At 42.6% G+C, this 14673-nt stretch carries 12 protein-coding genes; 4 read left to right on the top strand and 8 right to left on the bottom strand.

Annotated elements, in window-relative coordinates:
• Positions 1–9: 9 nt before the first annotated feature.
• Entirely contained in the window at positions 10–717 is a 708-nt protein-coding gene (locus FTV18_RS09210) for a pseudouridine synthase (protein ID WP_180017629.1), read from the bottom strand.
• A gap of 136 nt (positions 718–853) precedes the next feature.
• Between FTV18_RS09210 and FTV18_RS09215 the strand changes: the two genes are divergently transcribed.
• Positions 854–1306 (top strand): DUF441 domain-containing protein, encoded by a 453-nt coding sequence (locus FTV18_RS09215; RefSeq protein WP_159124011.1) that lies wholly within the window; start codon positions 854–856, stop codon positions 1304–1306.
• A 209-nt stretch (positions 1307–1515) separates the two neighbouring features.
• Here the strand turns inward: FTV18_RS09215 and FTV18_RS09220 are convergent, their stop codons facing one another.
• The 5 genes from FTV18_RS09220 to hrpA form a co-directional block, all read right to left on the bottom strand.
• Positions 1516–3231 carry an AAA family ATPase gene (locus FTV18_RS09220; RefSeq protein ID WP_180017631.1) on the bottom strand — a complete coding sequence of 572 codons (1716 nt, stop codon included), beginning with the start codon at positions 3229–3231 and terminating at the stop codon, positions 1516–1518.
• Positions 3232–3318: 87 nt separating this feature from the next.
• Entirely contained in the window at positions 3319–5325 is a 2007-nt protein-coding gene (locus FTV18_RS09225) for a hypothetical protein (RefSeq protein WP_180017633.1), read from the bottom strand.
• Positions 5326–5479: 154 nt separating this feature from the next.
• Positions 5480–6238 carry a 1-acyl-sn-glycerol-3-phosphate acyltransferase gene (locus FTV18_RS09230; RefSeq protein ID WP_159124014.1) on the bottom strand — a complete coding sequence of 253 codons (759 nt, stop codon included), beginning with the start codon at positions 6236–6238 and terminating at the stop codon, positions 5480–5482.
• Between the two features lie 14 nt (positions 6239–6252).
• On the bottom strand, positions 6253–7362 hold the full coding sequence (locus FTV18_RS09235) for a beta-ketoacyl-ACP synthase III (RefSeq protein WP_004784039.1): 1110 nt from the start codon (positions 7360–7362) through the stop codon (positions 6253–6255).
• A 30-nt stretch (positions 7363–7392) separates the two neighbouring features.
• Positions 7393–11313, bottom strand: coding sequence for an ATP-dependent RNA helicase HrpA (gene hrpA, locus FTV18_RS09240; protein WP_180017635.1), 3921 nt, complete (start codon positions 11311–11313; stop codon positions 7393–7395).
• Between the two features lie 362 nt (positions 11314–11675).
• Here hrpA and ahpC point away from each other — a divergent pair, with 362 nt between their 5' ends.
• Both ahpC and FTV18_RS09250 read left to right on the top strand, forming a co-directional pair.
• Positions 11676–12239 (top strand): alkyl hydroperoxide reductase subunit C, encoded by a 564-nt coding sequence (gene ahpC, locus FTV18_RS09245; RefSeq protein ID WP_004784041.1) that lies wholly within the window; start codon positions 11676–11678, stop codon positions 12237–12239.
• Between the two features lie 293 nt (positions 12240–12532).
• Positions 12533–12739 (top strand): KTSC domain-containing protein, encoded by a 207-nt coding sequence (locus tag FTV18_RS09250; protein ID WP_004784043.1) that lies wholly within the window; start codon positions 12533–12535, stop codon positions 12737–12739.
• A 16-nt stretch (positions 12740–12755) separates the two neighbouring features.
• Here FTV18_RS09250 and FTV18_RS09255 read toward each other — a convergent pair whose 3' ends face one another.
• The gene (locus FTV18_RS09255; RefSeq protein WP_180017637.1) at positions 12756–13346 is read right to left on the bottom strand and encodes an O-methyltransferase; all 591 of its coding nucleotides are present in this window, start codon (positions 13344–13346) and stop codon (positions 12756–12758) included.
• Between the two features lie 43 nt (positions 13347–13389).
• The gene (locus tag FTV18_RS09260) at positions 13390–13608 is read right to left on the bottom strand and encodes a DUF1653 domain-containing protein (protein WP_125279047.1); all 219 of its coding nucleotides are present in this window, start codon (positions 13606–13608) and stop codon (positions 13390–13392) included.
• A 233-nt stretch (positions 13609–13841) separates the two neighbouring features.
• On the opposite strand from FTV18_RS09260, the gene FTV18_RS09265 reads away from it, so the two are divergent.
• A partial coding sequence (locus FTV18_RS09265; protein ID WP_180016914.1) for a thioredoxin family protein occupies positions 13842–14673 on the top strand: 832 nt, incomplete at its 3' end.

Genomic DNA, 14673 nt, shown 5'->3' on the forward strand with positions numbered 1-14673 from the left:
TACTAGACTTTATCCGGTACGGAATTTTGCCTGTGCCACTTGTTCTGCGTCCAGATAGGTCCATTCCCCTATTGCCAGCTCATTCAAGGCCAACGCACCAATCTGGGCACGATGCAGCTGTTCCACTTTATTGCCAACAGCCGCTAGCATACGTTTCACCTGATGATAAACCCCTTGATGAATGGTCATTTGCAGACGATTGTCATCCAGACGAACAATATCTGTAGCAGCAAAGGTGCCTTTTTCATTTCTCAATTCCACACCCTGTTCAAGCTGTTGAATCTGCTCATCTGTCACGGGATCGGCAGTAGTCATCTGATAGACTTTCGCTACATGTTTCTTAGGATGGGTCAATGCTTGTAGAAACTGACCATCATCGGTCAGCAATAACAATCCGGTGGTGTTCTGATCGAGACGACCTACACATTGAATTCCACGGTTTAACAGGATGTCATCAAACAGATCAAATACACTGAAATGATGGGTAGCCTGATGTGAACACTCATAATCTTGAGGCTTATTGAGCGCAATATATACTTTTTCCCGATAGCGATATTCATGACCATAGACGCTAAAGGTCAGATCTTGCAGATTCAGCTTATGCTTGGGATTATCAATGATTTCATTCTGAATCGAAACAGCACCATTTTTAATCAGTTGCTGACAATGTTTTCGTGAACCGAAACCTTGTGATTGCAACATTTTTTCCAATAGCATCTGTCTGAACCTGTTTATACGAACGATAGGCGCATTCTATACTGAAAACTAGCCAGATTCATTTCTTGTAGAGCATTCTCCCTTTAAATGGCTAAAAAGCCTATAATCCTGTGACTTTTCATTTTTTTATCTCCTCATGTCCCAACTTGATCTGAATCTGCTTGTTCTTCTGGTTCTACTGGCTTGCGGTATTTTTAGTCATAATACTGCTGTGACCATTGCTGCGGCCGTGTTGATCGTATTAAAAATCACGCCTCTCAATGAACTCTTACCTTATGTACAGCAACATGGCCTAAATATCGGGATTATTATTTTAACCATTGGCGTATTGACTCCGATTGCTAGCGGGAAAATTCCTGGTGACAGTATTCTTAAATCATTTCTGAGCTGGAAATCTTTACTGGCAATTGCAATCGGTCTATTCGTTGCCTGGCTTGGTGGACGTGGGGTGAAACTGATGTCGAGTCAGCCTGATGTCGTTGCAGGTCTATTAATTGGTACAGTCGCAGGTGTCGCGGTACTTCGTGGTGTCCCTGTCGGGCCATTAATTGCGGCCGGGATTTTATCGTTATTGATTGGAACGCAATAAGCCTTTAACCATGATTGTGCAATATTCTTAAAAATTAACATTCTAAAATTATGAACTGCAAAGTATTAAATCACATGATCAGCGACATGGATGTCGCTCGTTGGATTGAGGTACAGGATGTACCTTCAATCCAACAAAAGATTTTTGTTACTTTTGATCTTTCAAAAGTAAAAGCTCACGTTAAATACTAAAATTTAAAAACTCAAATTTTATTCCACAAACAGCAAAGCCAAACGTACCTGATCATAACCCATACGCGGACTGGTCAGTTCCACGATCGGACGTAATTTAATACTGCCGTCATCATTGAAATGATCTGAGTTTTGACGTTTAGTCAGACGCTTATAAATCTTGCGGACTTGTTCAACAACTTCCTCACCCGGATGAGCGACTGAGATATCCAGCCCTTGCTCTTTATGCAAACGTCCTAAATGATTAATAATAGTGGCAGGTGTCAAGCCACGTTCAGTGGCAATATCGGAAATCTCATAACCTTCTTCAAACAATTCACGGGTTTCATCCAAGGTTGCAGTCGCGTAGTTTTGCTTGCCACCATTTTTGGCAATTTTCTTCTCATTACGCTGGATCTCGACTTCATTCAAAGTACCACCACAATGACGGATAAAGGCCTTATGCTGTACAGTCAAATCCACGTTTTCAAAATTCGCTTCAGCTTCATCCGACAGTTCCCGAAAGCGGCGATCAGCTTTAATGGCAAGACTATCCAGTTCCAGAGCCTGTTCATTAAAGCCTTTCAAACGTAGACCATTTAAGCTTTTCAAACGGGATAATGCTACATAACCTTGACCTTTTTCAAAGGTATGGCTCAAGTCAATCTCAGCAGCTTCTAGCGTCATGCCTTGAGACTTATGAATGGTAATCGCCCAAGCCAGACGTAATGGAATCTGCTGGAAACTGGCAATGGTTTTGCCTGCTTCATTATCCACCGACCAGGTTTCAGGCTCTACAATCAGGGTAGTTCCATCTGTCAGTTTGACCTTTGGCAGAACCCCATGCTCATCATCATCTTCAAAGCCGATCACTTCACCCAAGCTGCCGTTGATATAGCCCATATCAAAGTTATTTTTCACGAACATGACCTTGGCATGTTTTTTCAGGGTTAAGGCTTCGGGTGCTCGGACTGAAGACTTTAAGGTTTCAATCAGTTTTTCATTACCATCACATTGCGCATCAAACTGGCGTGAATCCTGATCAATTTCATTCAGATGCTTAAAGTTAATGCTGTCGACATCCATATTGTGGGTATAGAGACGTGTATAGGTATCGCCAATATCCTGCTGACGTGTGGCCTGTAGTGCTGAACGATGTTCAGGTGAAATGGCCTGCGCACGAATGGCATTCAGAATATCATTCAGATAATCATTACCCTGACGATGCTGCTCGGTCAGATAACAAATCCGAAACTTGGCCTCAACCCAAGCATCCGACATAAAGCAGAATTTATCGCGGTTACGCTCATCATTTTTCCCAACGGGTGGCAACTGGAAAAAGTCCCCTGCTACAATGACCTGAATCCCACCAAAAGCTTCATCACTTTCCTTGAAATATTTCAGCACCTGATTGACCAGATTGAGCTGCTTGGCATGCAGCATGGAAATTTCATCAATAATTAGGACTTGTGCATTTTCCAAGTGTTCTTTCAGGTATTTACGCTCTTTCATGCGCTTCAGGTCTTCTTCAGACAAAAAGTCTTTGATCCCGATTCCGGCCCAGGTATGAATGGTCATACCATTCATATGCGTTGCCGCAATACCAGTCGATGCAGTAATCGCGACCGACACCTTACGAGCTTTCAGATAATTGATATATTGATTAAGCGTATAAGTTTTCCCTGCACCCGCAGAACCGGTTAAAAAGACATTTTCCCCTGCTTTTAAGAGCTTAAGTGCAGTTTCCTGTTTCATAAAAGAGATACCGTAAAAGAACGGCTATAGCCTAACGATTTTTGCCGGAAAAGTTAAGCTTCACGGACAGAAAAGCACTGAATCAGGTCAAGCCTGCAGGTTTAACCAGTTAATAAAATGCTGGGCAATATTGATATATTCAACTTCCGCTTTTTGATTATTTGGGTACTCAAGCTGGTCAAAGATGACTTGGTCATTTTGCAACTGACAGCCTAAAATCAGAGGTAATTTGATTGCAGGATGTGACATGCGAAAGGCCACATATTCACCTTCGACTATACGCTGTGCATAACTTGCAGCCAGACAGTTCCGGAATATTCTGGCCTCTTCAATAATCCGCTCTAGTGTTTTCAACTCCTCAAAACGCCAATTAAAATACAGTAGAAAATGTGCCTGTGTGAGTGGCCTCCAGCTGGCTAAAGCAAAGTCTTTTTTGAGCTTGGCAATAATCTCTTGCTTCTGAATCTGTTCATGCCAGGCAACTGCCTGCGTAAATAAACTGGTCCAGCTTAAATTCTTAGGCACTTCCGTTTGAGTAGAAAAATACTCCGGCAGATAATCACGGATATAACCATCAAAACAGGATTCCCGTACATGCCGGGCATGCAAGTAAAAACGCTTCCTGAACTCTACAAATGGAATCTGGTTACGTTGTAGTACATTATAAAAATCGCGGTCTTGCTGAGTTTGGGGCCGAATATAAGCCAGCACATCCTCAGGTAAATCACGGGTAATCTTATACAGATGCTGCATATAAGCCTGCATGACCCGACTTAAATTGGCATACACCCTTTTAGTCATCTGATCATCCATTGCCACTACATCCCGCAATAATCCGATCCATTCATCCAGATATAAAATCGATGGACTAATCGCAATACGATGATCCTCAATAGCCTGACGCGTCCCTTTGAGAACAACTGTTCGATTCAGCTCATGCTCAAACCAGCAATGCTGAAGAGCATATTGATGAACATCATCAATAAACAGACGTGCTGCGATATATTGAAAATATTGCAAGGTAGCTAAAACAATCTGCGGATGAACATGATGCGTATCGATAAAGCTTAAAGCTGTTGCCGCCACCCGCACACTGCTATGTTGAATATTGCTGCTCAGCCAATCCAAGATTTCCGCAGGCTGTTTAAATAACCAGTTCACTACCCGATGACAGTCAAGTAAAGGAAGTTTGGCGACTTTTTTCTGCCATAAATAAGGATTATTTTCCAGAAAATTGCGTTTGGATAGCAGATCACTCCGATGCCAGCTATCACGATTCATCAGCCGGACAAAGCCCAGTAGATGACTTTGCTCTTCGGCATGCCGATACAGCAAACGGATATCGTCAATATGGTCATTCAGTTCATGCAGATTGAACCGGTTTTCAAAGGATAAAGAGATAATCCGGTAGGTCGCTGGGTGCAGAAACTCAGGCGCACTGAAACAGAATGCATCCAGACTGTCCATCACTGACTGAATCGATAGAAACTCATCTGGCTGCAAATATTGCAAGGAAAAGATTTGCTGTAGCTGTTTTAAAACATGCGCCGGAATCTCATGTCCACTTTGAAGACAATTACTGATACAAGGCTGAGTATAAACTTCGGCTTTAATCATAAAGGAGTCGATGATTTCAGCTTGCACAAGCGACATTTGCTTTAAGCAATTAGCAACTCGTTCAGGCGCATTAACCCATATATAGACTTGATCAATAATAAGTTGACGGAGCTGTTTGGCTTTATCACGTAAAAACAGGGAATGCTGGGGCTTTAAATCCCCAGTCAGAAAGTAAATATCCTGAAAGAAAAACTCTTCCAAAACCTCTGCTTTAGCCAGCCTGGAATCAATCTGCATTTCTGCTAAGGCATGAGGACTTTCCAGATTTAAATCTTGAGGTGTATATAGCTGTATATTTAATAAGCCATTAAGCAGATCAATTCGATGCTCATCCTGATGAATCCTGAGCAAATTCTGGGCATTCACATGACCAATAAGCGCCATTTGATCCAGATACAGCTGATTTAACTCAGGAAAAATACTGAGGCATTGTTCAGCGAGCTGTCTGAATGGCAGTAACAAACCCTCCTGTTCCATATTTCCCCCTTCGTTTTAACCCTATTGAGTTACAGACCTACTGAATTTCAATCCTTTAAAATCGCTTTTTCCTTTCTATTACAGAAATTGAAGCATGGTGATTTTTTAGACGATTCGATCTCAATGTAAAGCAAAGCAGGAATGATGAAAAGACCTAGACTTCATCTTGCCGACGTCTGTCAGCCAACAGTTCTAGCCCCTGATAGATCTTGTGTTGTAAATACTCACGAAAATCAATCAGATCATTCTCGTGCTGCACATGATGAATTGGCTGCCGCGGCATAAACTGAAAATAAAAAGGCAAGCGTTTGGGAAACAGATTTTTAGGTAAGGAAGGAATCACGTCACCATGACGTAATAATTTATTGAGTTGGGGAATTTTTAATAATTTTTGAAAATACTTATGTTGAATGATCTTATTGGCATCAAATCCAATCTCATAGATTTCATCACCGCCGAGTGCAGCAAAAGGGACAATATCGTATTGAAACTCTTGTGCTAATTTCAGGAAACCGTAACGCTCTTTCCAGATCAGCTGATACTGCTCACCTTCCCGTTTCAGCACTTCACGGCCACCACCCGGAAAGACCAGAATCGAGTAGCCTTGCTGCATAGCTGAGCGCACATAGTCCTGTATACCATCAATAGCACCAAATTTCTTCACTGCTTCACGCCATAGCGGCACATAAAAATGGCTATGATCAGCAATACTGACCACAGCCACTTGATGTTCATTGTACAGGTAATCAATCAGCATTGGCGCATCAAAGATGCCATACATGGAATGATTACCGACATACATTGCAGGTCGACTGGCATCAATATTTTCAGCCCCTAAAAAAGTAGGCGTGAAATACAGTTTGGATAAGGCACTTAAGCGCCTGATCCATGCTGCGTCATGCTTGACCTGCAAAATATACTCCCGGCTTACGCCACGCGTTTTTGTACCAGGATTGAACCCACTGAATAGCCTGCACCAAATGAACACAGTACGCCATATTCGCCGTCTTCAACTTCATTTGCAGTACGATGTAAGGCAATAATGACACCTGCGGAAGAAGTATTGGCAAACTCATTCAGAATGATAGGTACCAGACCTGGTTTGGCATTTTCTTTACCCACTACCAGTTTCAGAATCAATTCATTCATGCTGGCATTGGCTTGGTGCAACCAGAAGCGTTTTACATCTGTAGGTGCAATATGATTTTTCTCAAGTTGAGCAGTAATCATCTTGGCAACCAGTGGACACACTTCTTTAAATACCTTACGACCGTCCTGACGGAAACGTTTGTCGTCAATATCTGCATTTTCAGACGTATTCAGGAAACCGAAGTTATTACGGATATTGTTTGAGAACTGGGTAAATAATGATGTATCCAGAATCTCGAAACCGGTTTTAGTTTCAGTATCTTCAATGATCGATGCAGTTGCGACATCACCAAAAATAAAGTGACAGTCACGTGAACGGAAATCGGTATGTGCAGAGGTAATTTCGACATTTACCAGCAATACACGACGTGCACCTGCTTTGATGGCATCGGCAGCCTGTTTTAAACCAAAAGTTGCTGCTGAACATGCGACGTTCATGTCATACGCATAACCTTGAATACCCAGAGCAGTCTGGATTTCAATCGCAACCGCAGGATAAGCACGTTGCAGATTTGAACATGACAGGATCACAACATCGATATCTTCAGCAGTGACACCAGCATTTTCCATCGCCTGTTTTGCTGCGATCACGCCCCATTCTGCCTGAAGGGAAATTTCATCATCTGAACGTTCACGTAGATTTGGACGTAAACGTTTTGGATCGAGGATGCCAGTTTTTTCTGACACATAACGGCGTTGTACGCCTGACGCTTTTTCAATAAATTCTGCGCTAGAACCACGACGCGCATCTAATTCGCCTGCAGCGATTTTATCTGCATTTTCGTGATTATACAGTTCCACATAAGCATTTAAACTTTCAACTAACTCTTCATTGGTAATGACATCTTCCGGATGGAACAAGCCAGTACCCGTAATACGGATGCCCATGTAAAACTCCTTCTCAAAATGACCTATATCTTAACTGATTCCAAGACGTTCCCATACTTTTTGCAGGCGAGTTGGAGAAATGGGTGTTTTCGTTTTCATCGGTTGAGAAAACAATGAGATCCTTAACTCCTCAACCATAAAATACAATTCTTTAAGGCGAGCGTCATTTTTAAACTTAAATAATTTTTCCATCCACGGATCAATTTGGTCAATGGCGGAATCATCCCTCTGTAGGTTATTTGGCAAGCGCTCTAAACGCAAGATCAGGGCTTTCAAATAACGTGGAAATTCTGACCATACGTCGGAAGGTTTCCGATAAACGAAGTCAGAAAGACTCATCAAATCAAGCTGATCCTCAATATCATCAATATTTTTTCCAAATATAGATGGGTCTAAAACCAGTAATTTACGACGGATTTCCTGCCACTGGATATAAATATCCGTGATTTCTTTCAGTGCAGTCTGGCCATGAGTCAGGAAAGATTTTTTTACATCCTCTACCAACTTTTGGAACTCTTGCATATTGACAGGCAGCTCATTAATTGACAGGTGGAGTGTGGCATAAACTAACATTTGCTCCAGTTGGGCCTTATCGCCAAGCGGTGAATATGCCAGTGCCAGCGGTTTGGAAATCTGTTTTTTCAGCTGACGCACCAGATCTCCGAGCTGCATATGCACCAGTCGGATAATCCCTTCACGATGCTGTTTGACGGCTTCAGCCTGATCATTAAAGGTCTGAATCACGACACCAGATTCATCTTTCTGTTCCAGTGCAGCAAAGTCTTTGGTAGGAACCAGTGCCTGATATTGCTTGACCACTACACCCGTCACTTTCTGCGATGCTTCAAAGACAAAGTTTTCCGGGAAGGTTTTAAATTCACCTTTTAACTGTTTCACCGGGCTATGAGTTTCAGTACGGCAACGGGCTTTTAGCTCGGCCAGATCACGGCCTTGTTCAATCACGTGACCTTTTTCATCTATCACCTTGATCAAAGGCAAGAGATATTGCTCAACCCGATCCAGGCTAAAATCTTTTTCTGTAATCTGCTCGCCACGCAACTGGAAAGCCAGAAAACTGAAAATATGCTCACGTAAATTGACTGCATCAATACGGGCTGCCAGCTTTTTCGCAGTATCTGGAATCGGCACCAGACTACGGCGTTTATCTTTAGGCAAAGTCTTTAATAAAGCTTCGATCAGTTCCAGACGCCAGCCCGGAATCCCCCATGACCAGATATTTTCATCGACCTGCGGCAAAGCCTGCAGCGGGATTTTAACCGTTGCACCATCTTCATCATGACTTGGGTCAAAACGGTAACTGGTCGCCAGGCGCAATTCACCATTACGTAAATAATCCGGAAATTGTTGTGTGGTCGGACGATCATTCAGCCACAGCGCATCATCATCAATAAACAGATAGCGTGGATCATGTGGCTCTACCGTGGCACGCCAGTCTTCAAAACTACGGCGACTCGCCACTTCTGGCGGCACTTTGGAGGCATAAAACTGGTAAATGGTTTCTTCATCCACGACCAAGTCACGACGGCGTAGCTTGTCTTCTACCCGTTCCACTTCTTCCAGTTTCAGCAAATTATGCTTCAGGAATGGAGGATTAATACCGAGATTTCCAGTGGTCAGTGCATCACGCAGGAAGATTTCATGCGCAGCAGGCTGATCCACTTTCTCATAATTGACCGGACGCTTCGGCTCGATGATCAGGCCGAATAACGAAATCTGATCATAGGCATTGACTACACCTGCTTTTTTCGACCAGTGCGGCTCAAAATAGTGATGTTTCAGCAAGTCACGCGCAGCTAGCAGAATCCATTCCGGCTCAATTTTCGCTAGAGTCCGTAAATACACCTGCGAGGTTTCAACCATTTCAAAAGCCATCACCCATGGGGTATTCGTCTTGTGCAGCGTTGATGCCGGGAAAATTCGTGCTTTCTGCTGACGAACTGCCATAAACACATTACGTTCATCAGTCTTGTTGGCAATAAAAGACAGTAAGCCAGTCAATAAAGCGCGATGCAGATTTTCATAACTAGCTTTCTTTTCATTAAAGGACAGTTTTAAGCCTTTAGCCAGATCCACCAGCTGCTCATGAGTTTTCTTCCATTCACGCAGACGTAACCAGCTCAGGAAATGATTCCGTGCAAAAGTACGGCGTTTGTTTTCACTCATACTCTCACGGTTGTTATGCAGGGTATCCCAGAGCTTGATATAAAACAGGAAATCTGAATCTGCTTCACGGAACAAGGCATGTTTCTGATCAGCCTGCATCTGCTTATCCGCAGGACGTTCACGTGGGTCTTGTACTGCCAGCGCCGCGACAATCACCAAAGCTTCATTCAGTGCACCAAAATGGGCACCGCCAAGAATCATTCGCGCCAGACGTGGATCAATTGGCATTTTTGCCATTTGCTGACCGATCTTGGTTAATCCCCCTTGTGTTCCCCCTTTATTAAAGGGGGAAGAAGTTCCCGACTGCTTTTCGTCGGCAACTTTAGGGAGATTTTTCTCTGTCATTGCCCCAAGCTCAATCAAGAGCTTGCGACCATCATTGACCAGACGGTGATCTGGTGGCTCAATGAAATCAAAATCTTCCAGTGAACCTAGGCCCAGACTTTGCATCTGTAAAATAACAGATGCCAGATTGGTCCGTTTAATCTCAGGTTCGGTAAATTCAGGACGACTTAAAAAGTCTTCTTCACTATACAGACGAACACAGACACCTGGCGCAATACGGCCACAACGACCTTTACGCTGATTGGCAGCAGCTTGAGAAACCGCTTCGATCGGTAAACGCTGCACCCGTGAACGATAGTTATAACGGGAAATACGGGCAAAACCGCTATCAATCACATAACGAATATTCGGAACAGTTAATGCTGTTTCTGCTACGTTGGTGGCGATAATAATCCGTCGACCGCCGCCCGATGGATTAAAGATTTTTTGCTGTTCAGCCAGTGCCAGACGCGCATACAAAGGAAGTACTTCAGTATGGCGTGGACCATGCTTGATCAGAGTTTCCTGCAGTTCACGAATTTCCTGTTCGGTACTGGCAAAAATCAGGATATCGGCATGTTCCGGATGACCTTTTTCCTGTGCATCCTGAAAACATTCTTCTACTGCTGCAACCACTGCACGTGGCAGATTTTCTTCAAAATCATCAAATTCGTCGTCATCACTGCCGACAATGCTCATTTCAGAAATTGGACGATAACGCACTTCTACCGGATAGCTACGCCCTTCCACTTCATAGATCGGTGCGCCATTGAAGTAGTTACTGAAACGGTTTACGTCCAGCGTTGCTGAGGTAATGATGACTTTTAGATCTTTACGACGCGGCAACAGCTGCTTGAGATAACCCATGATGAAATCGATATTCAGCGAACGTTCATGCGCTTCATCAATAATGATGGTGTCGTATTTGGTCAGGAACCGGTCATTGGCCAACTCTGCCAATAAAATACCATCCGTCATCAAACGGACAATCGAATCCTGCGAGCCCTGTTCATTAAAGCGGACCTTAAAGGAAATTGACTCACCCAATTTCTCGCCAACTTCTTCTGCAATACGCTGTGAGACGCTACGCGCAGCTAGACGACGTGGCTGGGTATGGCCAATCAGACCAGTCAGGCCTCGACCTGCCAGCATGGCGATTTGTGGTAATTGCGTAGTTTTACCGGAACCGGTTTCACCAGCCACAATAATGACCTGATGTTGCTGGATCGCTTCAATCAGCTTGTCTGCATACTGGGTAACAGGCAGATCCTGATTCAGCTTGATATTGGGAATGCGTTCGATACGCTGCATGACTTTGGCATGCGATTTTTCAAATAATTCTTGATATTGCTTTTGGTTGGCATCTTTACCTTTTTGGAGTCGATTTAAACGATGACGGTCACGCGCCATAACGAGCTGATCTACATTTAAAGGACTCTGCACTGAGAAAACACCTGATATAAAAAAAGACAATAGGCAGCTATTTTACGCTGTATTGCCCCTAAGCGAAAGAACGGCCATTTTGAATATTTTTATAATTTTTTAATTTTTGCCCTTGAATTTTACTGCTTACGGCATCATGTCTGAAGAGGCATTAAATCGGGGTGAGTCTTGTCATGATGTATTCACCATTCTACGGTTGAATCATTTATATCAAGAGCAATGCTGTTTGTGCTGATGGTGTTTTATTTTTAGCTTAATTCGGTTTTTCCGATGTATGTTATGTAAAAATACTGTTTCAGCAAGAAAAATAATTTCTGTACCCTATTGGAAATTAAATACAAACCTCAATCATGGAGACAATGATGAGCTTAATTAATACTGAAGTTAAACCGTTCAAAACAACTGCGTTCCAAAATGGTAAATTCATCGAAGTAACAGAAGCTGACCTTAAAGGTAAATGGTCTGTAGTATTCTTCTACCCAGCTGACTTCACTTTCGTTTGCCCAACTGAACTTGGCGACCTTGCTGACAACTACGAAGAATTCAAAAAATTAGGCGTTGAAATCTACTCAGTTTCTACTGACACTCACTTCACTCACAAAGCTTGGCACGATTCTTCTGAAGAAATCAAAAAAATCCAATATGTAATGGTTGGCGATCCTACTTGGACTCTTGCTAAAAACTTCGACGTATTAATCGAAGCTGACGGCCTTGCTGACCGTGGTACTTTCGTGATCGATCCAGAAGGTAAAATCCAAATCGTTGAAATCAACGCTGGCGGTATCGGTCGTGATGCTCAAGAACTTCTTCGTAAAGTTAAAGCAGCTCAATATGTACACGCTCACCCAGGCGAAGTTTGCCCAGCTAAATGGAAAGAAGGCGACGCAACTCTTGCTCCTTCAATCGACCTAGTTGGTAAAATCTAATCTGTATTAGATTGAACTGATTCAAAAAAACCACGCTTTTAGCGTGGTTTTTTATTTGAACGTTTATTTGATTGCTCTATTGGCCAACCGTTTTATTTTCCCTTTTCTTCCATCTAAAGCCATCCTACCAAATCTTTATTTTTCACTTTAAAGATCATATAAAAATCAGGCATGCATATTGCATCCTCTTCATAACAATCCCCTACTTATGCTTACAATTCAGTTATACATCTTCAATGTCAGTTGGCATAAGTTCAAGACATAAGATAATAATATTCAGTGGAGGAAAACGTATGCAAAAACTGCTAACCGTGATCTCATGGGCTTATAGTCCTTCTAGCCGCCACCTGAAAATCATTTATAGCAATGGCGATATAGAGCTCTACCATCCTGTTCCCGAATTTGTTTATGACAACCTGTTAAGACGCCAAGATAAAATGGCCTTTGTACAGAAATATCTTGAATACAACTTACATTTTGACCGGGTTTGCCTGTTTTAATTTAACTAATTTCTGCTTAACGATAAGTCACTATGAGTAAGCCAGCTCCAATCGGCAACGTACTCATGATAAAACGTGAATCCTGCTGGATCAGCTGAATAAATTCTTCTACTTCTGCAGCATGTGAAATCACATTATCCACCAGTAATACTCCACCTTTTGGCTTGAGCAATCGGGCCAAATGGGTCCAATAATCCACATAAGCATCACGTTCCGCATCTAACAATATAAAATCAAATACGTCCTGCTCAGCGTGTAGATAATGCAATGCATCTGTCACTTTAAAACCAATCAAATCCTTTAAGCCTAGCTGACTTGCATACTGCTTGGCTTGATTAACTCTTTCTGCATCTATTTCTAATGTTGTAATCGTCGCTTGAGTCTGCCGGGCGGCTTCGGCCAGCCATAAAGTGGAATAACCCGTAGAGGTACCGATTTCCAGAATACGTTTGGATTGCTGGACACGAATGAGTAATGATAAAAATCGGCCTGATTCAGGCTCAATATTTCGATAACGTTGCAGACGTTCAGTTTGTTGAAGATCATGCGTATGAAAGGTCTTATACAGTTCCTGCATAAAACTTTCAAAATGTTGTAATTGATTCATTGCTCTTCTCTGAGGTGATCTAAATAATTTTTTTATGGATTGATTAAAGTGCCTGAACCAATTTAAAGCGTTCTACTTCACGATCATCACTGGTACTAATACTTTCCGTAAACATGGATAGCGGTCGAACCCAAATCGAATAGTCACCATAAAGGCATTGATAAACCACCAGCTTTTCCTCCGTTTCACTATGCGTTGCCACATGCAGAACCTGATAAAGCTTGCCCTTATAATGTTGATAAATACCGCGTTGTAATTCCATCGTTCAACTCTCAAATGCAGAATTCCAATCTTAACCGAAAAAGAGCAATATCATTCTGAACTACTTGAAAATTCATGCTAAGCACTCATATATAAGCTTGAAATTAATCATGAATTTTTCAATACATTTGCAAAACCGATTAAATTTATAAAAACAAACTGTTTTATCTATTTATCGATTTAGCTTAGTATCTACTTATCGAATGAATTCTTACTCCTTTGGAGACGTTAGCAATGTTAGATCAAAATACTTCAGCTCAATTAAAAACACTACTTGAACGTTTGGAGGGCCCGATTGAATTAGTGGCAACTCTGGATGGCTCTGACAAATCAGCCAAAATCAAAGAACTGGTTGAGGAAATCGCCCAGCTTTCTGATCTAGTGACTGCCCGTTTTGACGGTACCAACAAACGTGCACCAAGCTTTGGTGTGGCAAAAGCCGGTGAACAGCCTCGTGTGTTCTTTGCAGGCTTGCCGATGGGCCATGAGTTTACTTCCCTGATTCTGGCATTGCTGCAAACTTCAGGCTATGCACCAAAAGTCTCTGCCGAAGTTCTGGAATCAATTAAAGGTTTGGGGATCAAATCTGACTTTGATGTATTCGTATCACTCAGCTGTCATAACTGTCCGGATGTCGTTCAGGCATTGAACCTGATTGCCATCTATAACCCGGGTACAACAGCCACCATGATTGATGGGGCTTTCTTCCAGGACGAAGTGGAAGAACGCAAAATCATGGCCGTACCAATGGTGTTTCAGGACAATGAACATATCGGTCAGGGTCGTATGACACTGGAAGAAATCATTGCCAAACTGGATACCAATGCTGCAGCCAAAGATGCTGAAAAACTCAATGCCAAAGATGCATTTGATGTCTTGGTAATTGGTGGTGGACCTGCAGGGAATACTGCAGCGATCTATGCAGCACGTAAAGGTATTAAAACTGGCATCGTGGCTGAACGCATGGGCGGTCAGGTCATGGATACCATGGACATTGAAAACTATACGTCAGTGCAAAAAACCCAAGGTCCAAAATTTGCGGCTGAAATGGAAGCACACGTGCGTG

Origin of the sequence: Acinetobacter sp. YH12241 (assembly GCF_013417535.1) — a bacterium.
In the GTDB taxonomy this organism is placed as follows: domain Bacteria; phylum Pseudomonadota; class Gammaproteobacteria; order Pseudomonadales; family Moraxellaceae; genus Acinetobacter.